The organism is Klebsiella sp. CTHL.F3a (assembly GCF_019890895.1).
Lineage (GTDB): Bacteria > Pseudomonadota > Gammaproteobacteria > Enterobacterales > Enterobacteriaceae > Klebsiella > Klebsiella grimontii.
On sequence record NZ_CP082360.1, the window covers coordinates 2419083 to 2443121 of the forward strand.

A 24039-nucleotide genomic window follows, 5' to 3' on the forward strand; every position below is an offset into this window, starting at 1 on the left:
GGCGTGAAAAACCACACTTTTTTTCGCAGAAACAGCTACTCACTTCGGGTGATACGTTTTTTTTAGCCAAATCGACGCCAACTTTTCCTTTGATTTATATCAACTTACCGCCGCCTGTAACCCATAAGGTAGCCAGGGTTAATACGAATTATCAGAGGTGTCTATGAGTCACTCTTCAATCCCGGAGAAGACTACCAGCTCAGTCATTAGCGACTGGCGTCCCGAAGATCCTGAATTCTGGCAGCAGCGCGGTCATCGCGTCGCCAGCCGCAATCTGTGGATCTCCGTTCCATGTCTTTTGCTGGCATTCTGCGTCTGGATGTTGTTCAGCGCCGTTGCCGTCAACCTGAATAAAGTCGGCTTTCAGTTTACTACCGATCAGTTGTTTATGCTGACCGCGCTCCCGGCGCTCTCCGGCGCGCTGCTGCGCGTGCCTTACGCGTTTATGGTGCCGCTGTTCGGCGGCCGTCGCTGGACCGCATTCAGTACCGGGATCATGATCGTCCCCTGCGTCTGGTTGGGCTTCGCGGTGCAGGATACCGCTACGCCATTTAGCGTTTTCGTGATTATTTCTCTGCTGTGCGGCTTTGCGGGGGCGAACTTTGCTTCCAGTATGGCTAACATCAGCTTCTTCTTTCCGAAACAGAAGCAGGGCGGCGCGCTGGGTATCAACGGCGGCCTCGGGAATATGGGCGTCAGCGTAATGCAGCTGGTTGCCCCTCTGGTGGTATCGCTATCGATTTTCGCCGTCTTTGGCGGAACCGGCAGCGAGCAGCCGGATGGCTCCATGCTGTATCTGGAAAACGCGGCGTGGATCTGGGTGCCGTTCCTGATTATCTTCACCCTGGCGGCGTGGTTCTTTATGAACGACCTGTCGGCGTCGAAGGCCTCGCTGAGCGAGCAGCTACCGGTACTGAAACGCGCGCATCTGTGGATTATGGCGCTGCTCTATCTTGCCACCTTCGGCTCGTTTATCGGCTTCTCTGCGGGCTTCGCCATGCTGTCGAAAACCCAGTTTCCGGATGTGCAGATTCTGCACTATGCCTTCTTCGGGCCGTTTATCGGCGCCCTGGCGCGCTCAACCGGTGGGGCGATCTCCGACCGCCTGGGCGGGACGCGCGTGACGCTGGTGAACTTTGTGGTGATGGCTATCTTCTGTGGCCTGCTGTTCCTGACGCTGCCGACCCACGGCGAGGGCGGCAACTTTATTGCCTTCTTCGCGGTGTTTATGGTGCTGTTCCTGACCGCCGGTCTGGGCAGCGCGTCGACCTTCCAGATGATCTCGGTTATCTTCCGTAAAATGACCATGGATCGCGTTAGGGCGCAGGGCGGCAGCGAAGCGCAGGCCATGCGTGAAGCGGCGACCGATACGGCGGCGGCGCTGGGCTTTATTTCGGCAATTGGCGCGATTGGCGGGTTCTTTATTCCCAAGGCATTTGGTATTTCGCTGGATCTCACTGGGTCACCGGCCGGCGCCATGAAGGTCTTCCTGGTGTTCTATATCGCCTGCGTGGTGATTACCTGGGCGGTCTACGGACGTAAGCAGAAATAATATTTCTATTTGAATTTCTGCAAAGGGCGCAACGATATTTGCGCCCTTTTTATTGATTATTACTTAGTTACAACATACTAGTGATTCTGAGGAATATTAAAAGCCGCCTGAAGTCACAAAAATAATGACGTCAGGCGCGTCTACCCCTTAATACCGTGGGGAATAACAAAACCCAGGTTCCTGCAGCCTTTTTAATTAAATATCTTTATTTATCAATAAAATAATAAAAAGAAATAAATACTACTTTGGTGGTAATAAGCGTTTTGCCTCGCGTTCATAAGCCCTATGCTCTTGATCGTTATCAATTCTCGCCCTCTTTCATAGCGTTACCTTCGCTGCAAATCCAGCAATGTCGATTTATCAGAGAGCCGTCAGGCTCCACACAGGAGAAACCCGATGAGTAAATTCCTGGACCGGTTTCGCTACTTCAAACAGAAGGGTGAAACCTTTGCCGATGGGCACGGCCAGCTTCTAAAAACCAACCGGGACTGGGAGGATGGATACCGTCAACGTTGGCAGCACGATAAAGTTGTGCGCTCCACCCACGGCGTCAACTGCACCGGCTCGTGCAGCTGGAAGATTTATGTCAAAAATGGTCTCGTCACCTGGGAAACCCAGCAGACCGACTATCCGCGCACCCGTCCGGATATGCCAAACCACGAGCCGCGCGGCTGCCCGCGCGGCGCCAGCTACTCCTGGTACCTCTACAGCGCCAACCGCCTTAAGTATCCGCTGATGCGCAAACGCCTGATGAAGATGTGGCGTGAAGCGAAGGCGCAGCACAGCGATCCGGTTGACGCCTGGGCCTCAATCATTGAAGACGCCGACAAAGCAAAAAGCTTTAAGCAGGCGCGCGGCCGCGGCGGCTTTGTGCGTTCCTCGTGGAAAGAGGTGAACGAGCTGATTGCCGCCTCTAACGTCTATACCGTCAAAACCTACGGCCCGGACCGCGTGGCAGGCTTCTCGCCCATTCCGGCGATGTCGATGGTCTCCTATGCCTCCGGCGCGCGCTATCTGTCGCTGATCGGCGGCACCTGCCTGAGCTTCTACGACTGGTACTGCGACCTGCCGCCTGCCTCTCCACAGACCTGGGGCGAGCAGACCGACGTGCCGGAATCGGCCGACTGGTACAACTCCAGCTACATCATCGCCTGGGGTTCCAACGTTCCGCAGACCCGTACTCCCGACGCGCACTTCTTTACCGAAGTGCGCTATAAAGGCACCAAAACCGTTGCCATCACCCCTGATTACGCCGAAATCGCCAAGCTTTGCGATCTGTGGCTGGCGCCGAAGCAGGGTACCGATGCGGCGATGGCGTTGGCGATGGGCCACGTGATGCTGCGCGAATTCCATCTCGATAAACCGAGCCAGTATTTCACCGATTACGTGCGCCGCTATACCGATATGCCGATGTTGGTGATGCTCGAAGAGCGCGACGGTTATTACGCGGCGGGGCGTATGCTGCGCGCGGCGGATCTGGTCGATGCGCTAGGTCAGGAAAAGAATCCGGAATGGAAAACCGTCGCTTTTGATGAGAAGGGCGAAATCACCGTACCCAACGGTTCTATCGGCTTCCGCTGGGGCGATAAAGGCAAATGGAACCTTGAACAGCGCGACGGTAAAACCGGCGAAGACCTTGAGCTGTGCCTGAGCCTGCTGGGTAGCCATGACGATATCGCCAACGTCGGCTTCCCGTATTTTGGCGGCGAAGGTACCGAGCACTTTAATAAAGTCGAGCTGGAAAACGTGCTGCTGCACAAACTGCCGGTCAAACGCCTGCAAAAAGCCGACGGCTCTAGCGTGCTGGTCGCCACCGTATACGATCTGACCATGGCCAACTACGGTCTGGATCGCGGTCTGGGCGATGAAAACTGCGCCAGCAGCTATGATGACGTGAAAGCGTATACCCCGGCATGGGCGGAGAAAATCACCGGCGTTTCCCGGGCGCACATTATCCGTACCGCGCGTGAGTTTGCCGATAACGCCGATAAGACCCACGGCCGTTCGATGATCATCGTCGGCGCCGGTCTGAACCACTGGTTCCACCTCGATATGAACTATCGCGGTCTTATCAATATGCTGATCTTCTGCGGCTGCGTCGGTCAGAGCGGTGGCGGCTGGGCGCACTACGTGGGCCAGGAAAAACTGCGTCCGCAGACCGGCTGGCAGCCGCTGGCGTTTGCCCTCGACTGGCAGCGTCCGGCGCGTCATATGAACAGCACATCGTACTTTTATAACCACTCCAGCCAGTGGCGCTATGAAACCGTCACCGCGCAGGAGCTGCTGTCGCCGTTAGCGGATAAATCCCGCTACAGTGGCCACCTGATTGACTTCAACGTGCGCGCTGAACGTATGGGCTGGCTGCCGTCGGCACCGCAGTTGGGCACCAACCCGCTGCGCATTGCGCAAGAGGCGAAAAAAGCGGGCATGACGCCGGTTGATTACACCGTCAAATCGCTGAAAGAGGGCTCCATTCGCTTTGCCGCTGAGCAACCGGAAAACGGTAAAAACCATCCGCGCAACCTGTTTATCTGGCGTTCTAACCTGCTGGGCTCTTCCGGTAAAGGCCACGAATACATGCTCAAGTACCTGCTGGGTACGGAAAATGGTATTCAGGGCAAAGATCTCGGCAAGCAGGGCGGCGTGAAGCCGGAAGAGGTGGAGTGGAAAGATAACGGTCTCGACGGCAAGCTGGATCTGGTGGTGACCCTCGACTTCCGTCTGTCGAGCACCTGCCTGTACTCCGACATCGTGCTGCCGACCGCCACCTGGTATGAAAAAGACGACATGAATACCTCGGATATGCATCCATTTATTCATCCGCTGTCTGCCGCCGTCGATCCCGCCTGGGAATCGAAAAGCGACTGGGATATCTACAAGGACATCGCGAAGAAATTCTCTGAAGTCTGCGTAGGGCACCTGGGCAAAGAGACCGACGTGGTCACGCTGCCCATCCAGCACGATTCCGCCGCCGAACTGGCGCAGCCGCTGGACGTTAAGGACTGGAAAAAGGGCGAATGCGATCTGATTCCGGGGAAAACCGCGCCGCATATTCTGACCGTCGAACGCGATTATCCGGCGACATACGAACGCTTTACCTCTATTGGCCCGCTGATGGAGAAAATTGGTAACGGCGGTAAAGGCATCGCCTGGAACACCCAGAGCGAGATGGATCTGCTGCGTAAGCTCAACTACACCAAAGCGGACGGTCCGGCGAAAGGTCAGCCTTGTCTCAATACGGCAATTGATGCGGCAGAGATGGTCCTGACCCTGGCGCCGGAAACCAACGGCCACGTCGCGGTGAAAGCCTGGGCGGCGCTCAGCGAGTTTACCGGTCGCGACCATACGCATCTGGCGAAGAATAAAGAGGAAGAGAAAATTCGCTTCCGCGATATTCAGGCCCAGCCGCGTAAAATTATCTCCAGCCCGACCTGGTCCGGACTCGAAGATGAGCACGTTTCCTACAACGCTGGCTACACCAACGTTCATGAGCTGATCCCGTGGCGCACGCTTTCCGGCCGCCAGCAGCTGTATCAGGATCACCAGTGGATGCGCGATTTCGGCGAAAGCCTGCTGGTCTATCGTCCGCCAATCGACACTCGTTCGGTGAAGGCGGTAATGGGCGCGAAATCCAACGGCAACCCGGAAAAAGCGCTCAACTTCCTGACGCCGCACCAGAAGTGGGGTATCCACTCCACCTACAGCGACAATCTGCTGATGCTGACGCTGTCCCGCGGCGGCCCGATTGTGTGGATGAGCGAAGCGGACGCTAAAGACCTGGGGATTGAGGATAACGACTGGATCGAAGTGTTCAACAGCAACGGCGCGCTGACCGCCCGCGCGGTCGTCAGCCAGCGCGTGCCGGCCGGGATGACCATGATGTATCACGCCCAGGAACGTATCGTAAACCTGCCGGGTTCCGAGATCACCGAGCAGCGCGGCGGGATTCATAACTCCGTGACCCGTATTACGCCGAAACCGACCCATATGATTGGCGGCTATGCGCAGCTGGCTTACGGTTTTAACTACTACGGCACGGTAGGGTCTAACCGCGATGAGTTCGTGGTGGTACGTAAGATGAAGAATATTAACTGGTTAGATGGCGAAGGTAACGACCAGGTACAGGAGAGCGTAAAATGAAAATTCGTTCACAAGTCGGCATGGTGCTGAATCTCGATAAGTGCATCGGCTGTCATACCTGCTCGGTCACCTGTAAAAACGTCTGGACCAGCCGTGAAGGTATGGAATACGCCTGGTTCAACAACGTGGAAAGCAAGCCGGGCACCGGCTTCCCGACCGACTGGGAAAACCAGGAGAAGTGGAAGGGCGGCTGGATCCGTAAGATCAACGGCAAGCTGCAGCCGCGGATGGGCAACCGCGCGATGCTGCTGGGTAAAATCTTTGCTAACCCGCATCTGCCGGGCATCGACGACTACTACGAGCCGTTTGACTACGACTACCAGAACCTGCACAACGCGCCGGAGGGCAAACATCAGCCGATCGCCCGCCCGCGCTCGCTGATCACCGGCCAACGGATGGATAAAATCACCAGCGGCCCGAACTGGGAAGAGATTCTGGGCGGCGAATTTGAAAAACGCGCCAAAGACCAGAACTTCGAAAACATGCAGAAGGCGATGTACGGCCAGTTCGAAAACACTTTTATGATGTATCTGCCGCGCCTGTGCGAGCACTGCCTGAACCCGGCGTGCGTCGCGACCTGCCCGAGCGGCGCGATCTATAAACGTGAAGAAGACGGCATCGTGCTGATCGACCAGGACAAGTGCCGCGGCTGGCGCATGTGCATCACCGGCTGTCCGTACAAGAAAATCTACTTCAACTGGAAGAGCGGGAAATCGGAGAAGTGCATCTTCTGCTACCCGCGTATCGAATCCGGGATGCCGACCGTTTGCTCGGAAACCTGCGTGGGGCGTATTCGCTACCTCGGCGTGCTGCTGTACGACGCGGACGCCATTGAAAATGCCGCCAGCGCGGAGAATGAGAAGGATCTCTATCAGCGCCAGCTGGACGTGTTCCTCAACCCGAACGACCCGAAAGTGATTGAGCAGGCGCTGAAGGACGGCGTGCCGCAGGGGGTTATCGAAGCCGCCCAGCAGTCGCCGGTGTACAAAATGGCGATGGACTGGAAGCTGGCGCTGCCGCTGCATCCGGAATATCGCACGCTGCCGATGGTCTGGTACGTGCCGCCGCTGTCGCCGATTCAGTCGGCCGCCGACGCGGGGGAACTGGGCAGCAACGGTATTCTGCCTGACGTGGAAAGCCTGCGTATTCCGGTTCAGTATCTGGCCAACCTGCTGACCGCGGGCGATACCCAGCCGGTGCTGCTGGCGCTGAAACGCATGCTGGCGATGCGCCACTTCAAGCGCGCGGAAACTGTGGACGGTGTCGTGGATACTCGGGCGCTGGAAGAGGTTGGACTTACCGAAGCCCAGGCGCAGGAGATGTATCGCTATCTGGCTATCGCTAACTACGAAGACCGTTTCGTGGTGCCGAGCAGCCACCGCGAGCAGGCCCGCGACGCCTTCCCGGAGAAAAGCGGTTGCGGTTTTACCTTCGGCGACGGCTGCCACGGTTCTGACAGCCAGTTCAATCTGTTCAACAGCCGCCGTATCGATGCTATCGACGTCACCAGCAAAACGGAGCCGCACCCATGATTGAACTCGTCATTGTGTCGCGTCTTCTCGACTACCCTGACGCTGCCTTATGGCAGCATCAGCAGGAGCTGTTTGACGCTATCGCCGCTTCGGAAAAACTGGCGCCGGAGGATGCCCATAAGCTGAGCGTTTTCCTGCGTGACCTCACGGCCCAGGATGTACTGGACGCGCAGTCTCGCTACAGCGAACTGTTCGATCGCGGCCGCGCGACCTCGCTACTGCTGTTTGAGCACGTGCATGGTGAATCCCGCGATCGCGGCCAGGCGATGGTCGACCTGATGGCGCAGTACGAGCGCCACGGTCTGCAGCTGGACAGCCGCGAACTGCCGGATCATCTCCCGCTGTATCTGGAGTATCTGGCGCAGCTGCCGGAAGCGGAAGCGCGCGGCGGATTGCAGGATATCGCACCGATACTCGGCCTGCTCAGCGCTCGCCTGCAGCAGCGCGAGAGCGGCTACGCGGCGCTGTTTGAGCTGCTGCTCAAGCTGGCTAACGCGCAGGTTGATAGCCGGAAAGTGGCGGAAAAAATCGCCGATGAAGCTCGCGACGATACGCCGCAGGCGCTGGACGCCGTCTGGGAAGAAGAACAGGTGAAATTCTTTGCCGATCGGGGCTGCGATGATTCGGAGATCTCCGCTCACCAGCGTCGTTTTGCCGGAGCCGTTGCCCCGCAATATTTGAATATCTCTAACGGAGGACAGCAATAATGCACTTCCTTAATATGTTCTTCTTTGACATTTATCCGTACATCGCCGGGACGGTGTTCCTCGTCGGCAGCTGGCTGCGCTACGACTATGGGCAGTACACCTGGCGCGCGGCCTCCAGCCAGATGCTGGACCGTAAAGGGATGAATCTGGCTTCGAACCTGTTTCATATTGGGATTCTGGGGATCTTTGCCGGCCACTTTCTCGGTATGCTGACGCCGCACTGGATGTACGAATCCTTCCTGCCGATCGACGTGAAGCAGAAGATGGCGATGATTGCGGGCGGCGCCTGCGGCGTAATGACGCTGGTGGGAGGGCTACTGCTGCTGAAACGCCGTCTGCTGAGCCCGCGCGTTCGCGCCACCACTACCGGAGCGGATATTTTGATCCTCTCCTTGCTGATGGTGCAGTGTGCCCTCGGCCTGCTGACCATTCCGTTCTCCGCTCAGCATATGGACGGTAGCGAAATGATGAAACTGGTGGGCTGGGCGCAGTCGGTGGTGACCTTCCACGGCGGCGCTTCACAGCATCTGGACGGCGTGGCGTTTATTTTCCGCGTGCACCTGGTCTTGGGGATGACATTGTTTGTGCTGTTCCCGTTCTCCCGTCTGGTGCATATCTGGAGCGCGCCGGTCGAGTACCTGACGCGCAAATACCAGATTGTTCGCGCCCGTCGCTAATTCGCTGTTTTGATACCAACCCCGCATTGGCGGGGTTTTTTTTCGCCCCAGCCCAGATTGTTGCCTGCCGCGGCCAACAGGATCAGCGCGCCGCCGAACAACTGTACCAGGTTTAGCGAATGGCCAAATACCCGGTTATCGACAACGATCGCCACGACGGGATAGATAAATGACAGCGAGCCGATAATAGGGGTGGGAAGCTTCTGTATCGCGCTGTACAGCAGTTGATACATCACGCCGGTATGCACGATTCCCAGCGTGAATAGCATCACCCAAGGGAAGGGAGGCGTGAGCGACGGCATATGCGCCAGCGGTAAAAGCATCACCACGCCGGTGAGCACCTGAATAAAGGCGATATGCTGCGGCGCGAGGGATTTGAGCTTGCGGGTAATTAGCGCCGTGAGCGCATAGAAGAAGGCCGCGGCCAGCGCCAGGCCGATACCGGCGAGCCAGTCGGCGCCACGTGCGCCGGTTAACTCGGTGGAGAGCAAAATGACCACGCCGCCAAAGGCGAGGAACAGCCACCCCCATTTTACCAGGCTGACGCGCTCACCGAAAAGCATCCCCATCAATACCAGCATAAACGGCTGGGTGTTATACACCACGGTAGAAAGACCAATAGAGATCCGTTCATAGGCTGCGAAGAGCAGCAGCCAGTTCACCACTAAAGCTATGCCGCCGAGGATAGCCAGCAGCAGCGTAATGCGGGTGAGAGGGCTAAACGGTTTTCGACTCATCCGAATAAAAATAAACAGCGCAATAGCCCCGATAAGACAGCGCCAGAACACGACTTCCGTCACCGGCAGGCCGGAAAGTAAAACAAACGCGCCAATCGATCCGGAAATTAGCATTGCCAGAATCATTTGCCAGACGCCTTTATGTAAATCACGCATCATCCACCTCCTGATTAATGACGCTATTGTCGAAAATTGTTGTCGGTTTTTACAGGGGTGATATAAGGGTGAAAACGTAAATGGCTTTTTAAAATTAGGTGAAAATGATGGATAACCTTATTGATGATATCGACCGACAAATTTTAGCCTGTCTGGTGGAGGATGCGCGCGTATCGCTGAAGGTGCTGAGCGGCCGCATTGGCCTGACATCGCCCAGCACGGCGGAGCGTCTGAAAAGGCTTGAGGAGCGCGGGGTGATTCAGGGATATGGCGCGCGGGTGAATCTTGCGGCGTTAGGCTATACGCTGCAGGCGCTGGTGCGCGTACGGCCGTTGCCTGGGTTGTTACATAAAGTGGATAAGTATATTCAGGCGATGCCGGAGTGCATTGAAAGCGACAAAGTGACCGGCGAAGATTGCTTTGTCATCAGGCTGGTGGTGCGGTCGATAGAGCAGTTGGATACGCTGCTCGACGGCCTGGCGGAGCATGCCCAGTGCAATACCTCTATCGTGAAGAGTTCGCCGGTTAAGCGCCGGCTGCCGCCGATGTAGCCGTGCATCGCCGGGTGGCGGCTGCGCCTTACCCGGCCTACGACAAGGCAACGGCACAACGGGTGGCAACGTATTTTTCAGGGAGAATTGAGCTACAGAAGAAGTGAGGGTGGTGGAAGGATTACTCGGCGCGTTGCGCCTCGCCCTTCGGGTCGTTGCCTGCGGCAACGCTTTCTCGCTTCGCTCGAATCGAACCTTAGTCGAAGCTTCTCATCCTTCCCGCATGGGATGAATATGGGGCAGTGAGCGAAGGGGGTATTCAAAACGATATGCAAGTGATGGTGGTGGGGGAAGGATTACTCGGCGCGTTGCGCCTCGCCCTTCGGGTCGTTGCCTGCGGCAACGCTTTCTCGCTTCGCTCGAATCGAACCTTAGTCGAAGCTTCTCATCCTTCCCGCATGGGATGAATATGGGGCAGTGAGCGGAGGGGGTATTCAAAACGATATGCAAGTGATGGTGGTGGGGGAAGGATTACTCGGCGCGTTGCGCCTCGCCCTTCGGGTCGTTGCCTGCGGCAACGCTTTCTCGCTTCGCTCGAATCGAACCTTAGTCGAAGCTTCTCATCCTTCCCGCATGGGATGAATATGGGGCAGTGAGCGGAGGGGGTATTCAAAACGATATGCAAGTGATGGTGGTGGGGGAAGGATTACTCGGCGCGTTGCGCCTCGCCCTTCGGGTCGTTGCCTGCGGCAACGCTTTCTCGCTTCGCTCGAATCGAACCTTAGTCGAAGCTTCTCATCCTTCCCGCATGGGATGAATATGGGGCAATGAGCGGAGGGGGTATTCAAAACGATATGCAAGTGATGGTGGTGGGGGAAGGATTCGAACCTTCGAAGTCGATGACGGCAGATTTACAGTCTGCTCCCTTTGGCCGCTCGGGAACCCCACCAGGGGTAATTCAAATTTTGAAGTAAAGCTGAGAGATGGCGGGGGGGAAGGATTATTCGTCGCTTCGCTCCTCACCCTTCGGGCCGTTGCCTGCGGCAACGTTGTCTCGCTTTCGCTCGACTCGAACCTTGGTCGAAGATTCTCACCCTTCCCGATCAGTGCAAACATCGTTTACGTTTATCGGTATTACCACAACAACATGGTAAAGAATGGTGGTGGGGGAAGGATTCGAACCTTCGAAGTCGATGACGGCAGATTTACAGTCTGCTCCCTTTGGCCGCTCGGGAACCCCACCACGGGGTAATGCTATTTACTGGCCTGCTTCCTGCTGGAAGCGGGGCGCATCATATCAAATGACGCGCCACTGTAAAGTATTCCTTTGATAAAAATAAACTGGTTGCCTGATTTTTATGCGTAAAGACGCAAAGCTAACCAGCTAATTTCATTATCGATTAAAGAATAATCGTCCGGTTACCGTAAACAAATACCCGCTGAGCAAGAACCTGATACAGCGCGCGACTCAGAACGTTTTTCTCGACGTCGCGTCCTGCGCGCATCATATCTTCCGCGGTGTAGGTATGATCGACGTGAATGACATCCTGCATAATGATTGGACCTTCATCCAGATTATCGTTCACGTAGTGCGCGGTGGCGCCAATGATCTTCACCCCGCGGTCATAGGCCTGGTGATACGGACGCGCGCCGATAAAAGCAGGCAGGAATGAGTGGTGGATATTAATGATTTTATTCGGGAAGCGAGAGACAAACTCGGGGGTCAATACCCGCATGTATTTCGCCAGCACGACGTAATCCGGCTCAAGGGCGGCGATAGCATCTCCCATCTGTTTATCATGCTCTTCGCGAGTTAATCCCTCATGGCTCACCAGCTGGAAAGGGATATCAAAACGTTCTACAAGCGAGCGCAGCGTTTCGTGATTGCCGATAACCGCGGCGATTTCTACATCCAGGCCGCCATAGTTGGCTTTCATCAGCAGATCGCCGAGGCAGTGCGCTTCTTTGGTGACCAGAATGACGACCCGGCGGCGTCCTGCCGGGTTGAGCTCACGAATTGAACCTTCCGGCAGCGCGCTGTCGAGATCAGCCAGTAGAATAGAATCATTGAAAATACCCTCGAGCTCGGTTCGCATAAAGAAGCGGCCGGTTCGGTGGTCAACAAACTCATTATTCTGCACGATATTCAGTTCGTGCTTATAGCAGATATTAGTGATACGCGCGATGAGGCCTTTCTGATCAGGGCAAATAGTGCGTAGTACTTTACGTTGTTGTGAATGCATCGCGGGGAAAATCCTGTAGTGTTTGCTATTTCTGCTGCTGGCTTACCGATCGCAGCATTTTTTAAATTTTTTACCTGAACCGCAGGGGCAGGGATCGTTACGACCGATTAGCGGTCGCGTGCCGTCAATATAATACCACTGTCCGTTTTCTTTTAAGAATCGGGATCGTTCAATAATGGCCCCGGAACGGTTATCGTCAGCGTAACGAGCGATAAAGCTGACGAAGCCTTCATCGGGGTTCTTGCCTTTATCGGCGGCAAAGACGGTGAGACCATGCCACTGCGTGCGGGTAAAACCGTTCTCAAGGTCAGCGCGAAACTGCTGCGCCTGGCAGGAGGGATGCCAGGTTTTAATCAGATAGTCGGCGTCTTTCATAACAAACGCGCTATAGCGGGAGCGCATCAGCTGTGACGGATCGGGCGCCAGCTGCGCGCCAGCCAGATAACGCTGACAACATGAGCTATACTCCAGAGCGCTGCCACAGGGGCATAATGGCGACAAAACGGCCTCCATGGGAAAAAGAGAGACGGCGCTACGCCGCCAAAACGCATTATGTTAACTGAGGTATGGCGATGATGCCATGCCCGGAGTGGAAGGATATGTTTCGGCACTAATGAGAAAGCTTAAAATTGGACTGGCGCTAGGGGCTGGCGCCGCTCGCGGATGGTCTCATATCGGCGTGATTAATGCATTACAGCGGGCGGGTATCGATGTTGATGTTATCGCTGGGTGCTCCATTGGCTCACTGGTAGGGGCGGCGTACGCCTGCAACCGGCTTCCGGCGCTGGAGAAATGGGTATGCTCTTTCAGCAACTGGGACGTCCTGAAATTAATGGATCTCTCCTGGCAGCGGGGCGGCCTGTTGCGGGGTGAGCGCGTATTTAGCCAATACCGTAAGCTGATGCCCGTCAGCGAGATTGAGCGCTGCGAGCGCCGGTTTGCGGCGGTCACCACGAATTTAAGCACCGGTCGTGAACTGTGGTTTACGGAAGGGGATCTGCATCTGGCGATCCGCGCGTCCTGCAGTATGCCCGGCCTGATGGCGCCGGTGATGCATAATGGCTACTGGCTGGTGGATGGCGCGGTGGTCAATCCTGTGCCAGTATCGCTGGCCCGCGCAATGGGCGCAGATATCGTCATTGCCGTTGATTTGCAGCACGATGCGCATCTGATGCAGCAGGATTTGCTATCCATGGAGGTACCACGTCCGGAGAGCGAAGAAGATTTCTCGTGGCATTCACGGTTGCGCTCTCGCCTGGCGCGTATGACTTCACGACGGGTGACGAGAGCGCCAACGGCGATGGAAATTATGTCGACGTCTATTCAGGTTCTGGAGAATCGCCTCAAGCGAAACCGCATGGCGGGCGACCCGCCTGATATTCTGATTCAGCCCTTTTGCCCGCAAATCTCCACGCTTGATTTCCATCGGGCTGGCGAAGCTATCGCCGCCGGGCATCTGGCAGTGGAAAAGAAAATGGATGAACTATTACCTTTAGTGCGAACCTCCGTGTAGCACATTTGATGCATACTTAAGTAAATTCTGACAGGCGGTAGCGTGAATATCATGCCACTATTATATTATCGTCAGTCAGGGGAGAGATCATGACGCAGCCATTGGCGGGAAAACAGATTCTGATAGTTGAAGACGAACCCGTTTTCCGCTCTCTTATGCACGCCTGGTTGGCTTCACTTGGCGCGACCATCGTCCAGGCTGAAGATGGTTTGGATGCACTGCAAAAAATGGCCGAGTCAAAACCCGATTTGATGATTTGCGATATCTCAATGCCGCGAATGAACGGTCTGCAGCTGGTAGAACATGTGCGTAACCAGGGCGAGCAGTTGCCGATTCTGATGATTTCAGCGACGGAAAACATGGCGGACATCGCCAAAGCGTTGCGTCTGGGCGTTCAGGATATTCTGCTAAAACCGGTAAAAGATTTCGATCGCCTGCGAGAAACCGTTTATGCCTGCCTCTATCCCAATATGTTTAATTCACGTGTTGAAGAAGAAGAGCGCCTGTTTGAGGACTGGGATGCGCTGGTTAGCGATCCTACCGCAGCGTCAAGGCTGCTTCAGGAGCTCCAGCCGCCGGTGCAACAGGAGATGTCGCGTTGCCGGATTCACTATCGGCAGCTTGTCTCCGTTGATAAGCCTGGATTAGTACTCGATATTGCGCCGCTATCAGAAAACGATCTGGCGTTTTATTGTCTGGATGTCACACGAGCAGGCGATAATGGGGTCCTGGCGGCCTTATTGCTGCGCGCGCTGTTCAATGGGTTGCTGCAGGAGCAGCTTGCCCATCAGGGGCAGCGTTTGCCGGAGATGGGCAGCCTGCTAAAACAGGTTAACCAATTGCTGCGGCAGGCTAATCTGCCGGGGCAGTTTCCATTATTGGTAGGGTATTACCACAGTGGCTTGAAAAATTTAATTTTAGTCTCTGCGGGTTTGAATGGCACGCTGAATACGGGAGAGCACCAAATTCAGATTAGTAATGGCGTTCCGTTGGGAACATTAGGTAATGCATATCTCAACCAAATTAGTCAACGCTGCGCATCATGGCAGTGCCAAATTTGGGGGGCTGGTGGACGTTTACGCCTGATGTTGACTACGGAGTGAACAATTGTACTTATTTTTAGGCTCGCGGGATTACCACGCGATCTTTTGTGGTGGTACTATCGCCGGGTTTAATGCGTAAAATTCCTAATTCGAAGATATCTAATCCTTTTCGGAACAGGTTTGACTGAGCAGGCTGATATACTCGATACCATATTATTAACGAGAAGTTTAAAAAACGAACAGTCCAGGAGATTTCAATGGCTGCGCTTAATTCAAAAGTAAGAAAAGCTGTCATCCCGGTTGCGGGATTAGGCACCAGGATGTTGCCCGCTACTAAGGCTATTCCGAAAGAAATGCTGCCGCTGGTAGATAAGCCATTAATTCAATATGTTGTTAACGAATGTATTGCCGCCGGGATTACTGAAATTGTTCTGGTTACGCACTCTTCGAAAAACTCTATCGAAAACCATTTTGATACCAGTTTTGAACTGGAAGCGATGCTGGAAAAACGTGTAAAACGCCAGCTGCTGGAGGAAGTACAATCTATTTGTCCGCCGCACGTGACTATTATGCAGGTCCGTCAGGGGCTGGCTAAAGGTTTGGGGCACGCTGTGCTTTGCGCGCACCCGGTTGTGGGCGATGAGCCGGTTGCGGTTATTTTACCGGACGTTATTCTTGATGAATATGAATCCGATCTGTCTCGCGACAACCTGGCCGAAATGATGGCTCGTTTTGATGAGACCGGCGCAAGCCAGATCATGGTTGAACCGGTTGCTGACGTTACCGCGTACGGCGTTGTCGATTGCAAGGGCCTGGCTCTGCAGCCGGGTGAGAGCGTGCCGATGGTTGGTGTCGTCGAGAAACCGAAAGCGGACGTGGCGCCATCTAATCTGGCGGTTGTCGGTCGCTACGTGCTGAGCGCGGATATTTGGCCGCTTCTGGCAAAAACGCCTCCGGGAGCCGGGGATGAGATTCAGCTGACCGATGCCATCGATATGCTGATCGAAAAAGAAACGGTAGAAGCCTATCATATGAAAGGCAAGAGCCACGACTGCGGTAATAAACTTGGCTATATGCAGGCTTTTGTTGAATATGGCGTACGCCACAAGTCGCTGGGCGAAGAATTTAAAGCCTGGCTGGAAAAAGCCGTAGCGAAGTAATCGTTCGCGACAGAATGCGAAACCGGGAGCGAGATTCGTTTCCCGGTTTTTTTATGCCCGACCGGGACCGATCTCGAATAACGGATAAAAAAAATCCCGCCGAAGCGGGATTTTTAAACGGATACGATAGCTTATTACAGCAGGAAATCGTCCAGAGATTTACCTTGCTCGTCCATCGCTTTCTTGATCACTGCCGGAGTACGGCCCTGACCAGTCCAGGTTTTAGTTTCGCCATTCTCGTCAACGTAGCTGTATTTAGCCGGACGTGCAGCGCGCTTGGTTTTCGTTCCTGCTTTAACTGCAGCCATGGTGCTCAGCAGTTCATTAGGATCAATACCGTCTGCAATCAGCATTTCACGGTATTGCTGCAGTTTACGAGTGCGTTCTTCAATTTCCGCAGCCGCAGCGCTTTCTTCTTCACGACGTTCGTTAACGACAACTTCTAATTTTTCCAGCATTTCTTCGAGCGTTTCAAGGGTGCATTCTCTTGCCTGCGCACGAAGAGTACGGATGTTGTTCAAAATTTTAAGTGCTTCGCTCATTGTAGTAATCTCAAACTTATATTGTGGGGTGGTTTGTTGGACTAATAATAGAGCGATAAATTCAGATGTGCAATAGGGGAGAATGTAAGGAAGTCAAAATAACTTGTTATTTGTCTCGGGAATTAATTCATTTAACTTAAATTTTATGTGCGGGTTCACATCTTTTTTGCTTATAGGGTGGCGGAAGGCATTAGCTAAAACCCTGAGATAGTATGATTTTTCCTATGCGCGGTGGGAAAAATTATACTGTGTGTGGATAAATATCTTTGTGGGTATTAGCGCAGCAGCGGCGATGATGTTTAATATAAAACACTTGTCCACAGCGGTTATAGCTATCAGAAAATGCCCGATAAGCACAAAAGGGCAATAGTGACGTCAGCGTGGCCGCTTGGGTCGTACGAATAACAGGCATTTCCATTCAATTAAAAGGCTTAATCTTTCGGGTATCCACACACTGGACATGGCCGGCAATACCCACACGGCGAGGGCTGATAGTGTGTGAATATATGATACAATTTTACTGCGAAAAAACACATTGATTGGGGTTACGCGGCCGATGGCACAACTTTATTTCTACTATTCAGCAATGAATGCAGGCAAGTCTACCGCTCTGTTGCAGTCTTCATACAATTACCAGGAGCGAGGGATGCGCACGCTGGTTTATACCGCGGAGATTGATGACCGCTTTGGGTCGGGGAAAGTGAGTTCAAGGATTGGCCTCTCATCGCCAGCGCGGTTGTATAATACCCAGACGGCGTTATTTGCAGACATTGCGGCCGAACATGAGCGTCAGCCGATTCACTGCGTATTAGTTGATGAGAGCCAGTTCCTGACCCGTGAGCAGGTACGTGACCTGTCTGAGGTGGTGGACCAGCTCGATATTCCGGTGTTGTGTTATGGGTTGCGAACAGATTTTCGCGGCGAACTTTTTACGGGCAGCCAATATTTGTTGGCGTGGTCCGATAAGCTGGTTGAATTAAAAACTATCTGTTTCTGCGGCCGTAAGGCGAGTATGGTTTTGCGCCTCGATCAGGAAGGGCGGCCGTACAATGAAGGGGAACAGGTCGTGATTGGCGGTAATGAACGTTATGTCTCGGTATGCCGTAAGCATTATAAAGCGGCGCTAAGCGAAGGTTCTCTGACCGCTGTACAGAACAAGCAGCACATTTGCTAATTCTCCCCGCTAAACCCTCTCAGGCGCTTTTACAGCGCCTTTCTTCCATCACTAAGCTTAGCGCCTTGATTATACGTTTCGGTTGTCTGAGGCGATTTGGCGGCTGCTGCAAGACGGATAAAAAAAGCCCCATCAAAAGATGGGGCTTTGCGACACTGATTTTACAGCTGTTGGATTAAGCGGATTTTTTCGCTTTCTTCTCAGCTTTAGCCGGCGCGGCTTCTTTTTTCTCTTCCACGCCGCCCTCTACGTAGTTACGTCCGTAGAAGGTATCCAGCAGAATCTGTTTCAGCTCGGCGATCAGCGGGTAACGCGGGTTAGCGCCGGTGCACTGGTCGTCAAAAGCGTCTTCAGACAGCTTATCAACGTGGGCCAGGAAGTCAGCTTCCTGTACGCCAGCTTCGCGGATAGACTTAGGAATACCCAGTTCAGCTTTAATTTCGTCCAACCAGCCAAGCAGTTTTTCGATTTTCGCTGCGGTACGGTCGCCCGGAGCAGTCAGACCCAGATGGTCAGCGATTTCAGCGTAGCGACGACGAGCCTGCGGACGGTCGTACTGGCTGAAAGCCGTCTGTTTGGTCGGGTTGTCGTTAGCGTTATAACGAATTACGTTGCTGATCAACAGGGCGTTCGCCAGACCGTGAGGAATGTGGAACTGAGAGCCCAGTTTGTGCGCCATTGAGTGACATACGCCCAGGAAGGCGTTCGCAAACGCAATACCGGCGATGGTCGCAGCACTGTGAACACGCTCACGCGCTACCGGGTTTTTAGACCCTTCATGGTAGGATGCCGGCAGGTTTTCTTTCAGCAGCTTAAGCGCCTGCAGAGCCTGGCCGTCAGAGAACTCGGAAGCCAGTACGGAAACGTAAGCTTCCAGGGCATGCGTCACCGCATCCAGACCACCGAAAGCACACAGTGACTTCGGCATTTCCATAACCAGGTTGGCGTCAACAATCGCCATGTCCGGAGTCAGCGCGTAGTCTGCCAGCGGGTATTTCTGACCGGTTGTGTCATCGGTAACCACGGCGAACGGCGTAACTTCAGAACCGGTGCCGGAAGTCGTAGTGATCGCTACCATCTTCGCTTTGACGCCCATTTTCGGGAACTTGTAGATACGTTTACGGATATCCATAAAGCGCAGCGCCAGTTCTTCGAAGTGGGTTTCCGGATGTTCATACATGACCCACATAATTTTCGCCGCATCCATCGGGGAGCCGCCGCCCAGCGCGATAATCACGTCTGGTTTGAAGGAGTTGGCCAGCTCAGCGCCTTTACGTACGATGGTCAGGGTCGGGTCAGCTTCAACTTCAAAGAAAACTTCAGTTTCTACGCCAGCGGCTTTCAGCACAGAAGTGATCTGGTCCGCATAGCCGTTGTTGAACAGGAAGCGGTCGGTCACGATCAGCGCGCGTTTGTGACCATCAGTAATCACTTCATCCAGCGCGATTGGCAGTGAGCCACGACGGAAGTAGATAGATTTCGGAAGTTTGTGCCACAACATGTTTTCAGCTCGCTTAGCAACGGTTTTCTTGTTGATCAGGTGCTTAGGACCAACGTTTTCCGAGATGGAGTTACCACCCCATGAACCACAACCCAGAGTCAGGGAAGGTGCGAGTTTGAAGTTATACAGGTCACCGATACCACCCTGAGAAGCCGGGGTGTTGATCAGAATACGCGCGGTTTTCATCAACTGGCCGAAGTAAGCAACGCGTTCTGGCTGGTTGTCCTGGTCGGTATACAGGCAGGAGGTGTGGCCGATGCCGCCCATTGCCACCAGTTTTTCAGCTTTATCAACTGCGTCTTCGAAATTCTTCGCACGATACATCGCCAGCGTCGGAGACAGTTTTTCGTGGGCAAACGGTTCGCTTTCATCAACGTCGGTGACTTCACCAATCAGAATTTTGGTGGAAACAGGGACGGTGAAGCCAGCCAGCTCAGCGATTTTATAGGCTGGTTGACCAACGATCGCGGCGTTCAGCGCGCCGTTTTTCAGGATGATGTTCTGCACAGCCTTCAGTTCCTGGCCCTGCAGCAGGTAGCCGCCGTGGCTGGAGAAACGTTCGCGAACGGCATCGTATACGGAATCAACAACCACAACAGACTGCTCAGAAGCACAAATCACGCCGTTATCGAAGGTTTTTGACATCAGTACGGAAGCGACAGCACGCTTGATATCAGCCGTTTCGTCGATGACAACCGGGGTGTTACCCGCGCCAACGCCGATGGCAGGTTTACCGGAGCTGTACGCCGCTTTAACCATGCCTGGACCGCCGGTCGCGAGGATCAGGTTGATATCCGGGTGGTGCATCAGCGCGTTCGACAGTTCAACGGAAGGCTGATCAATCCAACCAATCAGATCTTTCGGCGCGCCGGCAGCGATCGCAGCCTGCAGGACGATGTCAGCTGCTTTGTTGGTTGCATCTTTAGCACGCGGATGCGGAGAGAAGATGATGGCGTTACGCGTCTTCAGGCTGATCAGAGATTTAAAGATCGCGGTTGAAGTCGGGTTAGTGGTTGGAACGATGCCGCAGATAATACCAATCGGTTCAGCGATGGTGATAGTACCGAAGGTGTCATCTTCAGACAGGACACCGCAGGTCTTTTCATCTTTATAGGCGTTATAGATGTATTCAGAAGCAAAGTGGTTTTTGATCACTTTATCTTCGACGATACCCATGCCGGATTCGGCAACGGCCATCTTAGCGAGAGGGATTCGAGCATCAGCAGCGGCCAGAGCGGCGGCGCGGAAGATTTTGTCGACTTGTTCTTGAGTGAAACTGGCATATTCACGCTGGGCTTTTTTTACGCGCTCTACGAGTGCGTTAAGTTCAGCGACATTAGTAACAGCCATAATGCTCTCCTGATAATGTTAAACTTTTTTAGTCAATCAGTAGCTCGATTCGACAGTATAGACATTGTGTTAACGGCTTGCATGTAAATGTTAACGTAAAGAATTTTGTGCTTCTGACTTCACCGATTGACTAAAAAAGCTTTGCTCTATTCGTTCAGGTACCGCTGTTTTGCCTCCTCGCTGGGTGTAAATAAGGTTACTCACTTCTGGGTACAATTTATGTGATCTAAATCAATAATCAGCCAAGCTGATACCTTTCAGCAGGTCGTTTTTTGACCTGTTTGATCAAGTGTAATGATTAGGTATGCTAATTAAAGGATTAAATAGCATTGCGGAAACAAATAAGTAACATCCGAGCGTAATTATGAGCTTATGCGTCAGTAGAGATGAATTATGCCATCAAACAGCGTATCTTCTCGCGAATATTTTATGCTGGTAACTATCAACAGCCATTTTTAATGATGCTGCGGAGCACCCTGTGATTCAGTCGATGTTTGATTTTTCAGCTTACTTTAAGTTTTTTATTGGATTATTTGCGCTGGTCAACCCGGTAGGCATCATCCCGGTCTTTATTAGCATGACCAGCTACCAGACGGCGGCGGTGCGTAACAAAACCAACCTGACAGCCAACCTGTCGGTGGCCATTATCCTACTCACGTCGCTATTTTTAGGCGACGCGATTCTCCAGGTCTTCGGGATTTCCATCGATTCATTCCGTATTGCTGGCGGAATCCTGGTCGTCACCATTGCCATGTCGATGATCAGCGGCAAGCTTGGGGAGGATAAACAGAACAAGCAAGAAAAATCAGAAACGGCCATCCGTGAAAGTATTGGCGTTGTTCCGCTGGCGCTGCCTCTGATGGCGGGACCCGGCGCCATCAGCTCAACCATTGTCTGGGGAACCCGCTACCATAGCATCGCTCATTTTGTGGGATTTTCAGTCGCGATTGCTCTTTTTGCGCTGTGCTGCTGGGGGATTTTCCGTATGGCTCCCTGGCTGGTTCGCTTGCTTGGCCAAACCGGCATTAACGTCATTACCCGTATCATGGGGCTGCTGCTGATGGCGCTGGGGATCGAGTTCATTGTTACCGGTATTAAGGCGCTCTTTCCTGGCCTCGTGAATTAACCTGCGTCCGACTCGCGGGACAATCTGTTCCGCGTTTGCTCATTATTAGCAAAACATATTAAAAAAAGTGATTTGCCGGCCTGCAATACGCTTTTCTAATCCTTTAGTATTATCGTTATTTATCAATTGGTTACTAATCCATTTCATCACGCTCGCCGCTTTCTACCTACATTAATCACTGTTATTTTCCTCACATCATTCTCTGGTGCTTGCCGTCTGATAATCGAAATGATATTAGTAATTTTCCCGATGAAGCAGATGAATGTGCTAAATAATAAGCAATTGTTAAATTTTCGTACAAAAAATAAGCTATTTGGCGCGGGATGACGCATAGCGTGAGATATTTATCACAATTCTTTGATAGTAATAGGATTAATGAACTACGCCGTGGGAAGAGGGGAATAAAACTCCGCCGCCAGCAGGCCACAAAAGAGAATTCGGTAACATATTTGCAAATTGCATTGGCGGACAATAAAGCGTTTTGGTACTTTCCGGCGTGATCTTTGGCGGAATACTTACGCAAATGAGAATTTTTATTATATAGCTCCTCGGGACTAAAATTGCCTCCGGACAGGGGGGAAGAATCGACGTCAAGGCTGCCGTTTGAGCGGTCGTAATAAATAAGTCGGTGATAGCAAGCAGTACTCTCTGACAGCAGCATAAACTCCTGCACTGTTCAGAATCCAGAAAAGAGAAAACAGGCTGGTTAAATAACCAGTAATTATAATGATTGGAGTAACAAACACATGACCATCATCACTAAAAAAAGCCTGGTAGCCGCAGGAGTACTCTCTGCGTTAATGACCATCAACGCCGCCGTTGCGGCAGATGTACCGGCAGGGGTACAGCTGGCGGACAAACAAACGCTGGTACGTAACAACGGCTCCGAAGTTCAGTCCCTCGATCCGCATAAAATTGAAGGCGTGCCGGAGTCCAATATTAACCGCGATTTGTTTGAAGGGCTGCTGGTAAGCGACCTCGACGGCCACCCGGTCGCGGGTGTTGCGGAAAAATGGGACAACAAAGATTTTAAAGTCTGGACCTTCCATCTACGTAAAGATGCAAAGTGGTCCGACGGCACGCCGGTTACGGCACAAGATTTCGTTTATAGCTGGCAGCGCCTGGCGGATCCGAAAACCGCTTCTCCTTATGCAAGCTATCTGCAGTATGGTCATTTAGCCAATATTGACGACATTATCGCCGGGAAAAAACCGGCGACCGATCTGGGCGTAAAAGCGCTTGACGATCATACCTTTGAAGTGACCCTTAGCGAACCGGTGCCGTACTTCTACAAACTGCTCGTTCACCCATCTGTTTCGCCGGTACCTAAATCAGCCATTGAGAAATTCGGTGACAAATGGACCCAGCCGGCCAATATCGTCAGCAATGGCGCGTATAAATTAAAAGATTGGGTTGTTAACGAACGCATTGTTCTGGAGCGTAATACCAACTACTGGGATAACGCCAAAACCGTGATTAATCAGGTCACCTTCCTGCCGATTTCTTCAGAAGTCACCGACGTTAACCGCTACCGCAGCGGTGAAATCGATATGACCTATAACAACATGCCGATCGAGCTGTTCCAGAAACTGAAAAAAGAGATCCCGAAGGAAGTTCACGTCGATCCGTATCTGTGTACTTATTATTACGAAATCAATAACCAGAAAGCCCCGTTTACCGACGTTCGCGTGCGTACGGCCCTGAAGATGGCGCTGGATCGCGACATTATTGTTAATAAAGTGAAAAACCAGGGCGACCTACCAGCCTATAGCTACACGCCGCCTTATACCGATGGCATGAAGCTCATTGAGCCTGAGTGGTTTAAATGGTCGCAGGAAAAACGCAATGAAGAAGCAAAAAAATTGCTGGCCGAAGCTGGCTATAGCGCTGATAAGCCGCTGACCTTCAATCTGCTGTATAACACTTCCGATTTACACAAAAAACTGGCTATCGCAGTGGCGTCCATCTGGAAGAAAAACCTCGGCGTAAACGTGAAGCTGGAAAACCAGGAATGGAAAACCTTCCTCGATAACCGCCATCAGGGCACCTTTGATATTGCGCGCGCCGGCTGGTGTGCGGACTATAACGAACCGACCTCCTTCCTCAATACGATGCTGAGCGACAGCTCAAACAACACATCACACTATAAGAGCCCGGCTTTCGACAAGATTATCGCTGAAACGCTGAAAACCAGCGACGAAGGGAAACGCGCGGACCTCTATGCACAATCTGAGCAGCAGCTGGATAAAGACTCCGTCATCGTACCGGTCTTCTATTACGTCAACGCCCGTTTGGTTAAACCGTGGGTAGGGGGCTATACCGGCAAAGATCCGCTGGATAATACCTATACAAGAAATATGTACATTGTGAAGCACTAATGGCAATACGTGGGGCG

17 protein-coding genes, 2 tRNA genes and 5 other RNA genes are annotated in these 24039 nt (G+C 53.1%); 12 read left to right on the forward strand and 12 right to left on the reverse strand.

What is annotated here, in order from left to right; genetic code table 11:
• Nucleotides 1-163: 163 nt before the first annotated feature.
• The 5 genes from K7H21_RS11350 to narI all read left to right on the forward strand — a co-directional run bounded on the left by K7H21_RS11350 (nt 164) and on the right by narI (nt 8608).
• The gene (locus K7H21_RS11350; protein ID WP_123829206.1) at nt 164-1552 is read left to right on the forward strand and encodes a NarK family nitrate/nitrite MFS transporter; all 1389 of its coding nucleotides are present in this window, start codon (nt 164-166) and stop codon (nt 1550-1552) included.
• 396 nt (nt 1553-1948) lie between these two features.
• On the forward strand, nt 1949-5692 hold the full coding sequence (locus K7H21_RS11355) for a nitrate reductase subunit alpha (RefSeq protein WP_004121749.1): 3744 nt from the start codon (nt 1949-1951) through the stop codon (nt 5690-5692).
• Nucleotides 5689-7224, forward strand: coding sequence for a nitrate reductase subunit beta (gene narH / locus K7H21_RS11360; RefSeq protein ID WP_112166095.1), 1536 nt, complete (start codon nt 5689-5691; stop codon nt 7222-7224). Before K7H21_RS11355 ends, narH begins: the two co-directional genes overlap by 4 nt.
• Nucleotides 7221-7931 carry a nitrate reductase molybdenum cofactor assembly chaperone gene (gene narJ, locus K7H21_RS11365; protein WP_223035784.1) on the forward strand — a complete coding sequence of 237 codons (711 nt, stop codon included), beginning with the start codon at nt 7221-7223 and terminating at the stop codon, nt 7929-7931. The genes narH and narJ overlap by 4 nt, the downstream gene beginning before the upstream one ends.
• Nucleotides 7931-8608 (forward strand): respiratory nitrate reductase subunit gamma, encoded by a 678-nt coding sequence (gene narI / locus K7H21_RS11370; protein WP_004121739.1) that lies wholly within the window; start codon nt 7931-7933, stop codon nt 8606-8608. Before narJ ends, narI begins: the two co-directional genes overlap by 1 nt.
• Here the strand turns inward: narI and K7H21_RS11375 are convergent.
• Nucleotides 8605-9501: a DMT family transporter gene (locus tag K7H21_RS11375; protein WP_087828933.1), complete on the reverse strand. Its 897-nt coding sequence runs from the start codon at nt 9499-9501 to the stop codon at nt 8605-8607. The two genes, narI and K7H21_RS11375, sit on opposite strands and share 4 nt — an antisense overlap.
• Before the next feature lie 107 nt (nt 9502-9608).
• Here K7H21_RS11375 and K7H21_RS11380 point away from each other — a divergent pair, with 107 nt between their 5' ends.
• On the forward strand, nt 9609-10052 hold the full coding sequence (locus K7H21_RS11380) for an Lrp/AsnC family transcriptional regulator (protein WP_032721858.1): 444 nt from the start codon (nt 9609-9611) through the stop codon (nt 10050-10052).
• 104 nt (nt 10053-10156) lie between these two features.
• On the opposite strand, the gene K7H21_RS11385 is transcribed toward K7H21_RS11380, so the two are convergent.
• From K7H21_RS11385 to K7H21_RS11425, 9 genes are all read right to left on the reverse strand, one after another.
• A non-coding RNA gene (locus K7H21_RS11385) (RtT sRNA) lies at nt 10157-10287 on the reverse strand.
• A gap of 44 nt (nt 10288-10331) precedes the next feature.
• Nucleotides 10332-10462: non-coding RNA, RtT sRNA (locus tag K7H21_RS11390), on the reverse strand.
• 44 nt (nt 10463-10506) lie between these two features.
• Nucleotides 10507-10637, reverse strand: a non-coding RNA gene (locus K7H21_RS11395) — RtT sRNA.
• Nucleotides 10638-10681: 44 nt separating this feature from the next.
• A non-coding RNA gene (locus K7H21_RS11400) (RtT sRNA) lies at nt 10682-10812 on the reverse strand.
• 44 nt (nt 10813-10856) lie between these two features.
• A tRNA-Tyr gene (locus tag K7H21_RS11405) sits at nt 10857-10941 on the reverse strand.
• 35 nt (nt 10942-10976) lie between these two features.
• Nucleotides 10977-11107: non-coding RNA, RtT sRNA (locus tag K7H21_RS11410), on the reverse strand.
• 43 nt (nt 11108-11150) lie between these two features.
• Nucleotides 11151-11235: transfer RNA gene (locus tag K7H21_RS11415), tRNA-Tyr, on the reverse strand.
• A gap of 157 nt (nt 11236-11392) precedes the next feature.
• Nucleotides 11393-12235 (reverse strand): formyltetrahydrofolate deformylase, encoded by an 843-nt coding sequence (purU, locus tag K7H21_RS11420; RefSeq protein ID WP_004121732.1) that lies wholly within the window; start codon nt 12233-12235, stop codon nt 11393-11395.
• Between the two features lie 42 nt (nt 12236-12277).
• The gene (locus K7H21_RS11425; protein ID WP_004121730.1) at nt 12278-12736 is read right to left on the reverse strand and encodes a YchJ family protein; all 459 of its coding nucleotides are present in this window, start codon (nt 12734-12736) and stop codon (nt 12278-12280) included.
• A gap of 112 nt (nt 12737-12848) precedes the next feature.
• Here K7H21_RS11425 and rssA point away from each other — a divergent pair, with 112 nt between their 5' ends.
• The 3 genes from rssA (at nt 12849) to galU (ending at nt 15951) form a co-directional block, all read left to right on the forward strand.
• Nucleotides 12849-13748, forward strand: a complete 900-nt coding sequence (gene rssA / locus K7H21_RS11430; protein WP_142468166.1) for a patatin-like phospholipase RssA — start codon at nt 12849-12851, stop codon at nt 13746-13748.
• Nucleotides 13749-13837: 89 nt separating this feature from the next.
• Nucleotides 13838-14851, forward strand: a complete 1014-nt coding sequence (rssB, locus tag K7H21_RS11435; RefSeq protein WP_004121725.1) for a two-component system response regulator RssB — start codon at nt 13838-13840, stop codon at nt 14849-14851.
• A gap of 197 nt (nt 14852-15048) precedes the next feature.
• Entirely contained in the window at nt 15049-15951 is a 903-nt protein-coding gene (galU, locus tag K7H21_RS11440; RefSeq protein ID WP_004121722.1) for a UTP--glucose-1-phosphate uridylyltransferase GalU, read from the forward strand.
• Between the two features lie 134 nt (nt 15952-16085).
• On the opposite strand, the gene hns is transcribed toward galU, so the two are convergent.
• The gene (gene hns, locus K7H21_RS11445; RefSeq protein WP_004121719.1) at nt 16086-16493 is read right to left on the reverse strand and encodes a histone-like nucleoid-structuring protein H-NS; all 408 of its coding nucleotides are present in this window, start codon (nt 16491-16493) and stop codon (nt 16086-16088) included.
• 556 nt (nt 16494-17049) lie between these two features.
• On the opposite strand from hns, the gene tdk reads away from it, so the two are divergent.
• Nucleotides 17050-17667: a thymidine kinase gene (gene tdk / locus K7H21_RS11450; RefSeq protein WP_123829209.1), complete on the forward strand. Its 618-nt coding sequence runs from the start codon at nt 17050-17052 to the stop codon at nt 17665-17667.
• Nucleotides 17668-17842: 175 nt separating this feature from the next.
• Here the strand turns inward: tdk and adhE are convergent, their stop codons facing one another.
• Nucleotides 17843-20518 (reverse strand): bifunctional acetaldehyde-CoA/alcohol dehydrogenase, encoded by a 2676-nt coding sequence (gene adhE / locus K7H21_RS11455; RefSeq protein WP_004121712.1) that lies wholly within the window; start codon nt 20516-20518, stop codon nt 17843-17845.
• A gap of 478 nt (nt 20519-20996) precedes the next feature.
• On the opposite strand from adhE, the gene K7H21_RS11460 reads away from it, so the two are divergent.
• Complete coding sequence (locus K7H21_RS11460) at nt 20997-21644, forward strand: YchE family NAAT transporter (protein WP_004121708.1); 648 nt, start codon at nt 20997-20999, stop codon at nt 21642-21644.
• 746 nt (nt 21645-22390) lie between these two features.
• Complete coding sequence (oppA, locus tag K7H21_RS11465; RefSeq protein ID WP_004134042.1) at nt 22391-24022, forward strand: oligopeptide ABC transporter substrate-binding protein OppA; 1632 nt, start codon at nt 22391-22393, stop codon at nt 24020-24022.
• Nucleotides 24023-24039 lie beyond the last annotated feature (17 nt).